Annotated in this window: 8 protein-coding genes; 4 read left to right on the top strand and 4 right to left on the bottom strand. The window is 72.3% G+C overall.

What is annotated here, in order from left to right:
• Window positions 1-94 precede the first annotated feature (94 nt).
• Both FPZ41_RS13000 and FPZ41_RS12995 read left to right on the top strand, forming a co-directional pair.
• Window positions 95-1816, top strand: coding sequence for a glycoside hydrolase family 6 protein (locus FPZ41_RS13000; RefSeq protein ID WP_152862202.1), 1722 nt, complete (start codon window positions 95-97; stop codon window positions 1814-1816).
• A 211-nt stretch (window positions 1817-2027) separates the two neighbouring features.
• The gene (locus FPZ41_RS12995; protein ID WP_152862200.1) at window positions 2028-2939 is read left to right on the top strand and encodes a class I SAM-dependent methyltransferase; all 912 of its coding nucleotides are present in this window, start codon (window positions 2028-2030) and stop codon (window positions 2937-2939) included.
• Between the two features lie 13 nt (window positions 2940-2952).
• Here FPZ41_RS12995 and FPZ41_RS12990 read toward each other — a convergent pair whose 3' ends face one another.
• Window positions 2953-4473, bottom strand: a complete 1521-nt coding sequence (locus tag FPZ41_RS12990) for a glycosyltransferase family 39 protein (protein WP_152862198.1) — start codon at window positions 4471-4473, stop codon at window positions 2953-2955.
• Window positions 4474-4570: 97 nt separating this feature from the next.
• Between FPZ41_RS12990 and FPZ41_RS12985 the strand changes: the two genes are divergently transcribed.
• Window positions 4571-8056: an nSTAND1 domain-containing NTPase gene (locus FPZ41_RS12985; RefSeq protein WP_152862196.1), complete on the top strand. Its 3486-nt coding sequence runs from the start codon at window positions 4571-4573 to the stop codon at window positions 8054-8056.
• 257 nt (window positions 8057-8313) lie between these two features.
• Here the strand turns inward: FPZ41_RS12985 and FPZ41_RS12980 are convergent, their stop codons facing one another.
• Window positions 8314-9150 (bottom strand): aldo/keto reductase, encoded by an 837-nt coding sequence (locus FPZ41_RS12980; RefSeq protein WP_322620166.1) that lies wholly within the window; start codon window positions 9148-9150, stop codon window positions 8314-8316.
• Between the two features lie 299 nt (window positions 9151-9449).
• Between FPZ41_RS12980 and FPZ41_RS12975 the strand changes: the two genes are divergently transcribed.
• A complete protein-coding gene (locus FPZ41_RS12975; RefSeq protein WP_152862194.1) occupies window positions 9450-10241 on the top strand; it encodes a Tat pathway signal sequence domain protein in 792 nt (263 codons plus the stop codon).
• Window positions 10242-10249: 8 nt separating this feature from the next.
• Here the strand turns inward: FPZ41_RS12975 and FPZ41_RS12970 are convergent, their stop codons facing one another.
• Both FPZ41_RS12970 and FPZ41_RS12965 read right to left on the bottom strand, forming a co-directional pair.
• On the bottom strand, window positions 10250-11041 hold the full coding sequence (locus tag FPZ41_RS12970; protein WP_152862191.1) for an ABC transporter ATP-binding protein: 792 nt from the start codon (window positions 11039-11041) through the stop codon (window positions 10250-10252).
• Complete coding sequence (locus tag FPZ41_RS12965; protein ID WP_152862189.1) at window positions 11038-13770, bottom strand: ABC transporter permease subunit; 2733 nt, start codon at window positions 13768-13770, stop codon at window positions 11038-11040. The genes FPZ41_RS12970 and FPZ41_RS12965 overlap by 4 nt, the downstream gene beginning before the upstream one ends.
• Window positions 13771-13785 lie beyond the last annotated feature (15 nt).

Raw genomic sequence — 13785 nt, 5'->3', positions numbered from 1 at the left:
ACACAGACAACCCCGCCCACAGACAACCCCGCCCACAGACAACCCCCCACGGACCACCCGCACGAACAACCCCCACGGAGAGGAAACCGCACTCATGAGCCGTACCCGGACAAGAACGGCGTTGCTCGCCGCACTGGCGCTGGTGGGCGGTGCGACCGGGACCGCCATGGCCGCCGTCCCCGACGACACCGGCGCCCAGGCCGTCCCCTGCACCGTCGACTACAAGATCCAGAACCAGTGGGACTCCGGCTTCACCGCCGCCGTCACGGTCACCAACAACGGCGCCGCCAAGTCGTCGTGGGCCGTGAAGTGGTCGTACGCCGGAAACCAGAAGATCACCAGCGGCTGGAACGCCAACCTCACGCAGAGCGGCACCGCCGTGACCGCGTCCAACGAGAGCTACAACGGGCCGATGTCGACCGGAGGTTCGGTCAGCTTCGGCTTCAACGCCTCCTACAGCGGCACCAACGCGATGCCGGCCACCTTCACGCTCGACGGCGTGACCTGCAATGTCGACGACGGCGGCAGCGGTCCCACGGATCCGCCGGACCCCAGCGGCCCGGACGCCAAGGTCGACAACCCGTACTCCGGCGCCAAGGTGTACGTGAACCCCGAATGGCGGGCGAAGGCCAACGCCGAGTCCGGCGGCAGCCGGATCGCCAACCAGCCCACGGGCGTCTGGCTCGACCGGATCGCCGCCATCAACGGCGTGAACGGCGGGATGGGTCTGCGCGCCCACCTCGACGAGGCGCTGCGGCAGAAGGGCTCCGACGAGCTGGTCGTCCAGCTCGTCATCTACAACCTGCCCGGACGTGACTGCGCCGCCCTCGCCTCCAACGGCGAACTCGGCCCGACGGAGATCGACAAGTACAAGACGCAGTACATCGACCCGATCGCGGCGATCCTCGCCGACCCGAAGTACGCCTCGCTGCGGATCGTCACGACGGTCGAGATCGACTCGCTGCCCAACCTCGTCACCAACACCGGCAGCCGCCCCACGGCCACCCCGCAGTGCGACGTGATGAAGGCCAACGGCAACTACGTCAAGGGCGTCGGATACGCGCTGAACAAGCTCGGCGACGTCGCCAACGTCTACAACTACATCGACGCCGGACACCACGGCTGGATCGGCTGGGACGACAACTTCGGCGCGTCCGCCAACACCTTCAAGGAGGCGGCGACCGCCGAGGGCGCCACGGTGAACGACGTGCACGGCTTCATCACCAACACGGCGAACTACAGCGCACTGAAGGAGAACAACTACACCATCAACGACAACGTGGCGGGCAAGTCGGTCCGCGAGTCCAAGTGGGTCGACTGGAACCGTTACGTCGACGAGCAGTCCTTCGCCCAGGCCTTCCGTAACCAGCTGGTCTCGGTCGGCTTCAACGCCGGCATCGGCATGCTGATCGACACCTCCCGCAACGGCTGGGGCGGCACCGCACGGCCCACCGGACCGGGCGCGACGACCAGCGTCGACACGTACGTCAACGGCGGGCGCTACGACCGCCGTATCCACATCGGCAACTGGTGCAACCAGTCCGGAGCCGGCCTCGGCGAGCGTCCGCAGGCCAACCCGGCGGCCGGGATCGACGCCTACGTGTGGATGAAGCCTCCGGGTGAGTCCGACGGGTCCAGCTCGTCCATCCCGAACGACGAGGGCAAGGGCTTCGACCGCATGTGCGACCCGACCTACACGGGCAACCCGCGCAACGGCAACAACCTGTCGGGTGCGCTGCCGAACTCGCCGCTGTCCGGGCACTGGTTCTCGGCCCAGTTCCAGGAGCTCATGAAGAACGCGTACCCGGCGCTGTGAGCCGACACATGTCCGGATCCCACGCCCCGGACATGTGAGCGCCTGGTGCACGACGTCCGCCGGGGGCCAGGATTCCTGGGCCGGCCCCCGGCGGACCGCCATCCGGCCGGAAGTGACCTCTCGCCCGGACTTGCCGAAGCGGCAAAGAGAATTGCCGTGAACGGGTGCGCCGGCGCACGCTGACGGGCATCCGGACGAGAGGGTCTCCACCATGGGACACCAGCACGACCACGACACCCACGAGCGCAACCACCTTCACCACCACGATCACGGGGACCGGGACTGGTCCGCGATGGCTCCGCGGCTGGAGGCGGAGGCGGAGCTGTTCTCGCCCCTGTACGCGCGGGCCGCGGCCTGGCTGAGCAAGCGGCAGCCCCATCCGGGGCTCGTCGTCGACGCGGGCAGCGGGCCCGGCGTCGTGGCCTGCGTGCTGGCCGAAGCGTTCCCGGGCGCGCGAGTCGTCGCCGCGGACGGTTCCGGCCCCCTCCTCGAACGAGCCCGGGCGCGGGCCGAGCGCCTGGGTGTCGCGGACCGCTTCAGCACCGTGGAGGGCGACCTCCCGGACGCGCTCGGTGACCTGGACTACCCGGTCGATCTGTTCTGGGCGAGCAGGAGCCTGCACCACCTCGCCGACCAGCGGGCGGCCCTCGCGGCGTTCGCCGAACGGCTGGCGCCCGGCGGCACCCTCGCCCTGCTGGAGGGCGGCCTCCCCGCCCGCTACCTGCCCCGCGACATCGGCATCGGCCGGCCCGGCCTCCAGGCCCGTATCGGGGCCGTCGAGGCCGAGCTGTTCACCGCGATGCGGGCCGAACTCCCCGGCGCCGTCGCGGAGACCGAGGACTGGCCGGGCCTGCTCACCTCCGTCGGCCTGCACGGTGCCACCAGCCGTACCTTCCTGCTCGACCTGCCCGCTCCGCTGTCCGACGAGGCCCGCGCGTTCGTCGTGGCCATGTTCGAGCACTACCGAGAAAACCTCGGAGAACACCTCGACGCGTCCGACCTTGCGACCGTCGAGCAACTCCTCGACCCCGACGACGAGGCGAGCCTGCATCACCGGCCGGACGTCTTCGTCCTGGCGGCGCACACGATTCATGTGGCGGAGGCGGAGTTCGGGAACCGGTAACGGGGTTTCCAGGTCAGCACTTCCCGGGGCGCGCGAACACCGTGACCCGCGCGCCCCGCACCCGCAGGGTGTCGCACTCCTCGAAGGACGCGGCCAGGACGTCCCGCTTGACCGCTTCCTGCGCGATCCGGTCCAGCGGCTCGCCCTCGGGATCGCGCACCGCCACGAGCCGCGGCACCGTGAGCATGCGGGCCCGGATGACGGGCACGGCGGCCTCCGTGCCGTACAGCGTGCTGGAGGCGACCGGCCCGCGCTCCAGCGCCAGGTCGCGCAGCCCCCGCACCGCCCCGGGATCGTGCAGCGACCACACCCGCCGCCGCGACGGCATGTACAGGATGCCGTCCCCCGGAACGCCGGCCTGCCGTATCGCCTGCTCGACGGCGGCGACGTCGTCCACACGGCTCTCCGGCGTCCGTACGCCCACAGTGACCGGGACCAGCGCGAGCGTGAGGGCCGCCGCGACGACACGCGTCCCGAGCCCGGAGCCCAGCCGGTCCAGCACCGCCCCGGCGAGGAGCGCTGTGCCCGCGTTGCCGTACAGCACGTACCGGTCCACGTACAGCGGCTTGACCAGTGAGGCCACCAGCAGCACCAGGGCGGGCAGGACGGTCAGCGCCAGACCCAGCGAGGGCAGGTCCAGCCGGCCGACCGCCACCCGGGGCGTGCCGAGGAGCCTCGCGCAGACCGCTCCGAGCACGATCAGCCCGAAGCCTGTCCAGGACACCGCGCCGATGCCCCCGATCCACGCCACCTGCTCCGACTGGCCCGTGCTGAACACGGCGAGCGGAGCGAGCCCGACGAGCACCACCGCCACCGCCCGTACCCACCCCGGACGCGCCGTCCGCGGGACGACCACGGCGTGCGCGACGGCCACGAGGACGGCGAACTCGTGCAGCAGACACGCCGTCAGCAGCACCGCCGTGTACCCGGCCCACAGTCGTGCGGTCCCGCGGTCCACGGCACGCACCAGCAACCATGTGGACCACACGACCAGTGCGCACACCAGCGCGTACGACCGGCCCTCCTGCGCGAAGCGCTGCACCGGCGGCAGCAGCGCGAAGACGATCCCGGAGAGCAGCCCGGCCCGCGCCCCCGCGAGCCGGTGCCCGAGCAGCGCGACCAGCCCGCACGCCGCGGCCCCCGCCACGACCGACGGCAGCCGCAGCACCAGCAGCGGGTCGGCGTCGTCGCACAGCGCGAACAGGCCGTGCATCAGCAGGTAGTAGAGGCCGTGCACGGCGTCGACCTGCTCCAGGGTCGCGGCCAGGTCCGGCAGGTCGCGCCGTGCCATGTCGTACGTCACCACCTCGTCACGCCACAGCGAGCCGTCCCGGCGCACACCCCACAGACCGAGCACGAGGGACAGGGCGACGGGGGCGCCGACGGCCCACCGGCGCCGTGAGCGGGGGCGCGGTGATGCCGTGCGGGCGGGGGTGGGCCGGGAGAGCTGTGTGGCGGCGATGGCTGGACTCCGTGCGGTGCGGGCCCCGTCGGCCGGGGCGGGCGGACACGCCGAGTCCAGCCGCCGGATCATTGATGGGCAGCCCCGTTCCGGCCTACCTATCAAAGGGAGTGGGGGCCGTTGTTAGCGTGGTTCGCCGTCGTGACCAGGGGACCGGGGGAGGGTACGTATGGGGCGCCGTGAGAAACCGCTGGACCCGATGGCGGGTCCGGTGCAGCGGTTCGCGTACGAACTGCGCAAGCTGCGCGACGACGCGGGCACACCGACCTACCGGGCGATGGCCCTGCGGACCGGCTACTCGGGTCCCACGCTGTCCGCGGCGGCCGCCGGGGAGCGGCTGCCCACGTCGGCGGTCCTCCGCGCATACGTCACCGTGTGCGGCGGCGACCCCGACGTGTGGGAGCGGCGCCTGCGCGAGGCCGCCGCCGAGGAGACGGACGGTCGCGCCGCCGACCACGGCGACAGCCCGTATCCCGGGCTCGCCCGGTTCGGGCCGGATGACCACGACCGCTTCCACGGCCGCGACGACATGGTCGCCGAACTCCTCGAACTGATCACCCGCAGACGCTTTTCGGCGGTCGTCGGCGCCTCCGGCAGCGGCAAGTCCTCGCTCCTGCGCGCCGGACTGATCCCCGCGCTGCGCCGGTCGGCCGACCTGGCGGCCATCCGCGTCCTCACCCCCGGAACGCACCCCGTCCGCACCCACGAGGCGCTGTTCACTCCGTACTCCGGGGACGGTGACACCCTGCTCGTCGTTGACCAGTTCGAGGAACTCTTCGCGCTCTGCGCCGACCCCGGTGAACGCGCCGCCTTCACCGAGCGGCTGCTCACGGCGCTGGCACCGGAGAGCCGGCTGCGCGTGATCGTCGCCGTCCGCGCCGACTTCTACGGACGCTGTGCCGATGACGGCCCTCTCGCCGACGCGCTGCGCGACTCCACCCTGCTTGTCGGCCCCATGTCCCCGCGGCAGTTGCGCGACGCCGTCGTCCGTCCTGCCGTCGCCGCCCGGCTCGTCGTGGAACGCGCCCTCACCGCCCGCGTCGTCGCCGACGTGACCGGGGAACCGGGTGGCCTGCCGCTGATGGCGCACGCCCTGCGCGAGGTGTGGCGCCGCCGCACCACCCGCACGCTCACCCTCCAGGCGTACGAGGACGTCGGCGGCGTCCAGGGGGCCGTCGCCCACACCGCCGAGGAGGTGTACGCCCGGTGCCCGCCCACCGAGGCCACCGCCGTCCGCGCGCTGCTGCTGCGTCTGGTGAACCCCGGCGACGGCACCGAGGACACGCGGCGCCCGGTCGACCGGACCGAGCTCTCGGCCGACGCGAGGACGACGGCGGTCCTCGAACGCCTCGTCCGGGCCCGCCTGTTGACGGTGGACGGCGACACCGTCGAACTGGCCCACGAGGCCCTGATCCGTGCCTGGCCGCGGCTGCGCGACTGGGTGGACGAGGACCGCGACCGGCTGCGGCTGCACCGGCACCTCACCGACGCGGCTCGTTCCTGGCAGGACCTCGACCGGGACGTGGGCGCGCTCTACCGGGGCCTACGGCTGACGGCCGCACGGGACGCGTTCGGTGAAGGGCGGGCACGAAAAGGTGAGTTGAGCCCTCTGGAGGCGGACTTCCTGGCGGTGAGCGTCGCGGAGTACGAGCGCGGCAGACGGACCGCGGCCCGCGTCGCCCGGCGGCTGCGGGCCCTTACGGTGTCGCTGGCCGTGCTGCTGTGCCTGGCCGTGATCGCGGGCGGGACCGCCTGGCGGCAGAGCGGGGTCAGCGCACGGCAGCGGGACGAGGCGGAGGCCCGCAGGGTGGCGGCGTTCGCGGACACGCTCCGCGCCGACGATCCGCGCACCGCGATGCGCCTCGCCCTCGCGGCCTGGCGGACCGCCGATCTGCCGGAGACCCGCGAGGCGCTGCGGACGGCCGCCGCGCAGAGCGACCAGGACGCGTTCATCCAGCCCGAGAGCGTCCGCGCGCCCAACGCGCCGGTATGGCTCAGCGGCGACGGCCGGATCCTGACGGCCGTCGTACGGAACCAGGCCGTGCAGTGGGACGTACGGGACCACCGCCGCATCAGGACCGTCGAGCGCCCGGGTCTGTCGCGGGGAGTCGTCGACGTCAGTGCCGACGGCCGCTGGATCGCCTACCGGGGGGACGGCGGAACGACGGTCCTGGACCTGGCGGACGGACGCACCCATTTCCTCCCGACCGGGTCCTGGACCGACACCGACGCGGCGTTCGGGCCGAGCGGACGCACCCTCCTCGTACGCCACACCGACACCGACACCGACACCGACACCGACACTGACTCGGGCCGGGCGACGGTCGAGGTCTGGGACTTCCGGCGGGAGAAGGCGGTCTTCCGGTACTCGGACGGCGAATCGGGCGGCCCGTTGCCCGCGCTGAGCGAGGGGGACCGCTTCCTCGCCTGGTGCACCGGCGACGGCGAGCGCCTGATCGTCCGGGACGCCGTCGAGCGGCGCCGCGTCCCCGGACGGCCGTCGCGTGGGACCGAGCGGCTGCTGTGCCAGGCCGACGAACTCACCTTCACGCCGGACGAGCGGGCCCTGGCGGCCGGAACCACCCAAGGCGTCGTCACCTGGGACTTCCGCGTCGGCCGTGACCGCCCCCTGCTGCCCGCGCCGGAGGGTCTCCACAACGTGAGATTCGACCGAACCGGCCGGTACGCGCTGGCCTGGGGCGGCGAGCAGCTCGCCCTCTGGCGCACGGACCTGCCGGCCCCGCAGGACGATGGACCGCGCGAGCCACTCATCAGGTTCCCCCTCTTCACTACGGCCATCGGGGACATCCGGCTGGATGCCGAGGACGGCGTGCTGCGCTATCGGCAGGGCGGACAGGGCAACGTGGTCCGCACGATCACGCTGCACGGGCTCCTCGGCCGGGCCTGGCGGGACCGGCCACCGACCGCCGCCGCGTTCGACCGCAAAGGGAAGCCGATGCCCCCCGGACCGCGGTACGGCGTACGGTCTCTCGCCCCCGACGGCACCGTCCACACCGCGGTCGGCACCGATGAAGGGATCCGGGTGACGTGGTCCGGTACCCGGCGGGGCGGCTGGACGATCGGCACACCGCAGGAGAGCGCCGTGGCCATCGACATGCGCGGACGCACGGTGCTGACCAGCGACGGCAAGCGCATCGATACGGCAACCGGCAGATACCGCACGGGAGTCGTGGGCGAGGACCACCTGGACACGGCGGCCTTCAGCGAGGACGGCCGGTATCTGGCCGCCGCCGATCTGGTGGGGCGGGTGACCCTGTGGGACGCGCGTGCCTGGCGCAGGCTCGCCGTGCTGGTCGCCGCCGACTCCACGGTGGCCACGCCCGCCCTCGCGTTCTCACGCGACGGTGCGCTGCTCGCCGCCGGCGCCTCCGACGGGTCCGTACGCGTATGGGAGACGGCCTCGCCACAGCTGCGCGGAGCCGTGCTCGCCGTCGGTGACGGACCGCTGCTCGCGGTGGGTTTCACCGCGGACGGCGGCCGGCTGGGCGTCGCCACGCCCCATCTTCCGCTGCGGGCCCGGTGGTTGGAGCCACGCCGGGCTGCGAAGGCGGTGTGCGCGCGGGCGCGGGGCGGGGCGACCGAGGCCCAGTGGCGCCGCTATCTGCCCTCCGTGCCGTACCGGGAGTCGTGCTGACGGCGGCCACTGCCCGCCGCGGTTGACTTCGAGAGCGTCGTCCGGCTCGGTCAACGTGGTGAACAGCGTGACGATACGGCCGATCGGGCAGCCCGACTGGCGCACCTCCGCGGTTCGGTCTCCGTCCCCCCGTCGGGCAGGGATGCGGGGCGCACCGGAGTCGGCCGGTGTGCCGGACACACGACGCGCCCCGGAACCGGACCACAAGGTCAGGTTCCGGGGCGCTTCGTTGTAGCCGTCAGGCCATCGCGTACCCGTCAGACCAGGCTGAACGTCGCCGGGTCCGGACCGATGCGCCGGTCCTCGTTCAGGGCACCGATCGCGGCCATGTCCTCGGCGTCGAGCGAGAAGTCGAACACCTCGAGGTTCTCCTTGATCCGGGACGGGGTCACGGACTTGGGGATCACGACGTTGCCGATCTGGAGGTGCCAGCGCAGCACGATCTGGGCCGGGGTGCGGTCGTGCTTCTGCGCGATGGCGACGATCGCCGGGACCTCCAGGAGGCCCTTGCCCTGACCGAGCGGCGACCAGGCCTCGGTCGCGATGCCCCGCTCCGCGTGGTACTCACGGGCCGCCTGCTGCTGGAGGTGCGGGTGCAGCTCGATCTGGTTGATCGCGGGGACCACGGAGGTGGCGTCGAGCAGCTGCTCCAGGTGCTCCGGAAGGAAGTTGGAGACACCGATGGCGCGGACGCGGCCGTCCGCGTGCAACTTCTCGAAGGCCTTGTACGTCTCGACGAACGTGCCCTTGGCCGGCAGCGGCCAGTGGATCAGATACAGGTCCACGAACTCCAGGCCGAGCTTCTCCAGCGACACGTCGAAGGCACGCAGCGTGGAGTCGTACCCCTGCTCGCTGTTCCAGAGCTTGGTGGTGACGAAGAGATCTTCGCGGGGGATGCCGGAGGCGGCGATGGCCTTGCCGGTGCCCTCTTCGTTGCCGTAGATCGCCGCTGTGTCGATGCTGCGGTACCCGGCCTCCAGCGCGGTGCCGACCGCCCGCTCCGCCTCGTCGTCCGGCACCTGCCAGACGCCGTAGCCCAGCTGGGGCATCTCGACGCCGTTGTTCAGGGTGATCGGGGGGACCTTGCTGCTCACGCGCTCTCGATCCTTCAGTCGTCGGGTGATACTCCCATCCTCAACGATCACGGGCTCCGGCGCATTCCTCACCGGTCAGCCCGTTGTCCGAATCACAGAATGGCCGGAATCGACCCAGGGGGTGCAGTCATATCGGTCTGGACCATTGACCGTGCATCGTCATGCCGACACCCTGTACTCCCGCCGACGGGCGCGTCAGTGAACGTCGGTCATGTATGTGAACGCTTGCTCGCCCACACAGGCCTCAGGCCTCACGTCTCACGACTCACGACTCACGACTCACGACGAGGTGATCAGTCATGAGCACCACACGAAGGAACCTCCTGGGCGCCGCCCTCGGCGGTGCCGCCGCCGCGGCCGTCGGCCTCCCGGCCGCCTCCACCGCGCACGCCGCCTCCTGGCAGCTGAAGTGGTCCCCGTCGGCGAGCGCCGACGGTCTCGGCGCCTTCGAGACCATCGAGGACGACCGCGCCGACTCGCACACCTCCGCCTCGCCGCACATCTACGCCACCGGCAACAACTGGCGCTTCGACATGCACACCGTCGACCGGGACACCTCGACCGACCGCCAGCGCCAGGAGGTCACCGGACTGCGCAACGGCAGCGGCAGCAACTACCTCAAGTGGACCGAGGGCCAGACCTGGCGGGTCACGTACTCGATGTACATACCGAGTTCGCTGAAGGCGACCACCACCTTCACCCACATCATGCAGATGAAGCAGCCGGGCACGGGTTCCGCGCCGATCGTCGTGCAGTCTCTGCGCCGGGTGAACGGGGCACAGACCATTGAGCTGAAGCTGTTCGAGGACGACATTCTGATCGGCCGTACCCCTCTCGATCCGCTGCACGACAAATGGACGGACGTCGACTTCCAGATCAAGGTCGGCAACGGGTCGGCCGGTTCGGTCCGCTGGATCCTCAAGAGCGGTTCGAGCACGGTCATCGACGCGTCCAAGACCGGCGTGGACACCTTCCTCGCCGACCGCGTCCGCCCCAAGTGGGGCATCTACCGCTCCTTGGGCGACACCTCCGGATCCCTCCAGAACACCTACATGCTGCTGACCAACCTGCGCGGCTACCAACTCGTCTGATCGTCGCGTCAGCCCGGCGCGCCCGTGCCGAGGTACGCCTCCCGCACCCGCGCGTCCGCGCGGACCTCGGCGGGCGTCCCCTCGGCCAGGACCCGGCCCAGGTCGAGGACGACGACCCGGGCGCACAGGGCCATGACGAAGGAGACGTTGTGCTCGACGAGGAGGACGGCACAGCCCTCCTCGGCCGCCAGCCGGAGCACGACGGACTTCAGGGCGCGGCTCTCGTCGGTGGTCATGCCCGAGGCGGGCTCGTCCAGGAGCAGCACACGGGGCGGGTCCGCGACCGCGCGGGCCAGCTCCAGCATGCGGGCGCGGCCGACCGGGAGGGCCGCCGCGTACGACCCGGCGACCGCGTCCAGCCCGCAGTCGGCCAGCACGGCGGCGGCCCGTTCCCGGCGCGCTCTCTCGTAGGGCCGCCGGGACGGCGCCCCCACCAGGTCGGCGGCGAACCCGCCGCCACCGCCGCGCCACTCCTGGGCCACGACGAGGTTGTCGGCCACCGTCAACTGGCCGAACGGCTGCTGCCGTTGGAAGGTGCGCCGCACGCCGTGCCGGGCGCGCCACACGGGGGACCGGCGGGTGATGTCGGAGCCGTCAAGGAGCACACAGCCCTCGTCGGGGCGGCGGATGCCGGACAGGACGTCGAACAGGGTGGTCTTTCCCGCCCCGTTGGGGCCGATGAGCCCGCACACCTCGCCGGGGCTCAGCGTCAGGTCCACGCCGTCCAGGGCGCGCACACCGCCGAAGCGGACGCCCACGCCGGTGGCCCGGAGGACCGGGGCGCTCGTGTCCGTGCTCATGACCGGCGCACCTCCTGGGGCCGGTGCCCCTGGTCACCGGGCGCGTCACGCCCCCCGCTCGCGGGGCGGTGGCCGGCCCCGATCCCCAGGTACGCCTCCGTCAACCGGTCCTCCTCCACCTCGGCGCGCGGCCCGCACCAGGTAACCCTCCCCTGAGAGAGGTACGCGACCGTGTCGGCGACCTCCAGGATCTCCGCCGCCTTCTCCTCGACGAGCAGCAACGCCGTACCCGCGTTCTTGAGTTCGACGAGGAGGCGGAACACCTCGTCGACCACGCGGGGCGCGAGCCCCAGGGACGGTTCGTCCGCGATCAGGACCGTGGGCGGGCGCTGGAGGAGGGGCGCGAGCGCGAGCAGCTGCTGTTCGCCGCCGGACAACGACCCCGCGGCGACCCCGCGCCGGGCGGCGAGCGCGGGGAAGCGGTCGTAGACGGCCTCGCGGTCGCCCCTGGCCCGCAGGTGGAGTGCGAGGTTCTCGTCGATGGTCAGCGCCGGGAAGATGCCCCGGCCCTCGGGCGCCAGCAGCACACCGGCCCGCGCCCGCCCGACGGCTCCCTCCCTGGTGAGGTCACGCCCGGCCGCGTACACCTGCCCGGAGAGAGGCGGCAGCAGTCCGGCGGCCACCCGGCACGTGGCCGACTTCCCCGCTCCGTTGGGCCCGAGCAGCGCGAGGATCTCACCGGGGCGTACGGCGAGGTCGACGCCGTGCAGGACGGGGGCACCGTCGTATCCGGCGCGCACTCCGCGCAGTTCGAGGGCGGTGTCCCTGCCGGGCGCCTCCCGGGGCGCGGGCGGCTCGGGAGCGGCGCCCTGCGCTGCCGCCGCTGCCCGCCGGCGGTGCAGCCGTGTCGGCAGCGCCGCACAGTACCCGTCCGGATCGTTGGCCAGGGCGAGCCCCGCCAGCCCGAACAGGATCACCGGCAGATGCGCCGACTTCGTCACATGGTCCGCCATGACGTGCGGCATCACCGCGAACACCACCCCGGCCACCACCGCGTACTGCGGCCGCCGCACCCCCGCGGCCACGACCACCGCGAGCCACACGAGCCCCGTCATCGCCGTGAAGTCGGTCGCCGTGATCCTCGTGCTGTACGACGCGTACATCACGCCCCCGAACCCCGCGAGCCCGGCGGACAGCGTGAACAGTGTCAGCTTGGTGCGCACGACGGAGACGCCCGAGGCCATCGCGGCCGCCGGGGCCGACCGCACCGCCAGCATGGCCCGCCCGGACGGCGAGTCACGCAACGCGCTCAGTGCCGCCACGACCACCGTGACGAGCACGATCATCGCCACGCCCATCGCCCGGTCGTCGGACAGGTCCAGCGGGCCGAGGACGGGCCGGGGGATCGCCCAGCCCGTGTCGCCGTTCCTCAGCCAACCCATCTGGAAGAGCACCTGATCCGCGAGGAAGGCCAGTGCGAGCGTCGCGAGGGCCAGCGACCTGCCGCCCAGCCGCAGCGCGGGCAGCGCCACGAGCGCGCCCAGCACGGCCGCCGCGCACGTGCCCACGGCGGCCGCCGCCGCGAACGGCCACCCGTGGCTCATCAGCAGCCCCGCCACCAGCGCAGCGGCCGTCACGAACGTCGCCTGCGCCAGCGACACCATCGCCCCCAGCCCCGTCACCACCGTGAAGGACACGAACACCAGGGAGATCGCAAGCCCTTGGGCGATGATGCCGCTCCAGAAAGGCGTGGTCACCGTGTACAGCGCCACCGCCGGCAGCACGGCCGCCACCGTCCAGGGACCCCACCGCCGTACCCACGACCGTCCCGCCAGGTGGTCCACCGGCGGTGCGTCGATCGTCGTCGTCCCCGCCGTCCGCTGCCGCCGGGTCAGCACCAGCAGCCCCGCGAAGAGGATCAGGAACGGTACGGCTGTACGGAATCCGGTGATCTGCTCGGCGAACGACGCGTACCCCGCGACCAGGTTCTGCAGCACCCCGAGCCCGAGCCCGCCCGCGAAGGCGAGCGGGACCGAGGCGAAGCGGCCCAGCACGGCGGCCGTCGCCGACACGAACAGGAACAGCGTGAAGTCGTGCGCAGACAGGCCGAGCAGGGGAGTGGCCAGCACACCCGCCAGCCCCGCCAGCCCGCTCGACACCATCCACGCGACCGACGACAGCCGGTCCGCGCTCATGCCGCGCAGTTCCACCAGCGACCGGTTGTCGACGGCCGCGCGCAGCCGCAGCCCCAGCGGGGTGTGCCGCATCAGCACCCACAGCCCCACGGCCACCACGGCCGTCACCACCCAGGTGATCAGCTGGTCGGAGTCGATCCCGACCCCGTCCATGGGCTGCCAGGACACGGCCGGGCTCGGCCCGACCCCGGGCAGCCCGAACTGGTTCTCGGCCGGCTTGACCGGTGCCCCCGCGTCCTCGAGCAGCTCCACGATCCACAGCCCGAGCGCGGGCAGCGCCACCAGCAGCCCGATGGTGGCCACGATCTGGGCCGTCTCACCGACCCGCGCCAGCTTGCGGAACATCAGCCGGTCCAGGCACCAACCCAGCCCCGGCGCGACGACGCACACCAGCAGCAACGCCGTCGGCACCGCCGGCCAGCCGAACCCGGAGTGCAACTCGTAGAAGGCCAGCGCACACAGATAGGCGGTGGCGCCGTGCGCGAAGTTGAACAGCCCCGAGGCCGAGTACGACAGCACCAGCCCGGTCGCCAGTAGCGCGTACAGCGCGCCCGAGACCAGTCCACTCAGCACGAACCCCAGCAGGTCGGACATCCCCATCCCTCCCCG

The sequence above is a fragment of the Streptomyces acidicola genome, from assembly GCF_009377235.1.
Lineage (GTDB): Bacteria > Actinomycetota > Actinomycetes > Streptomycetales > Streptomycetaceae > Streptomyces > Streptomyces acidicola.
This window is presented reverse-complemented; position numbering and strand designations above follow the sequence as displayed.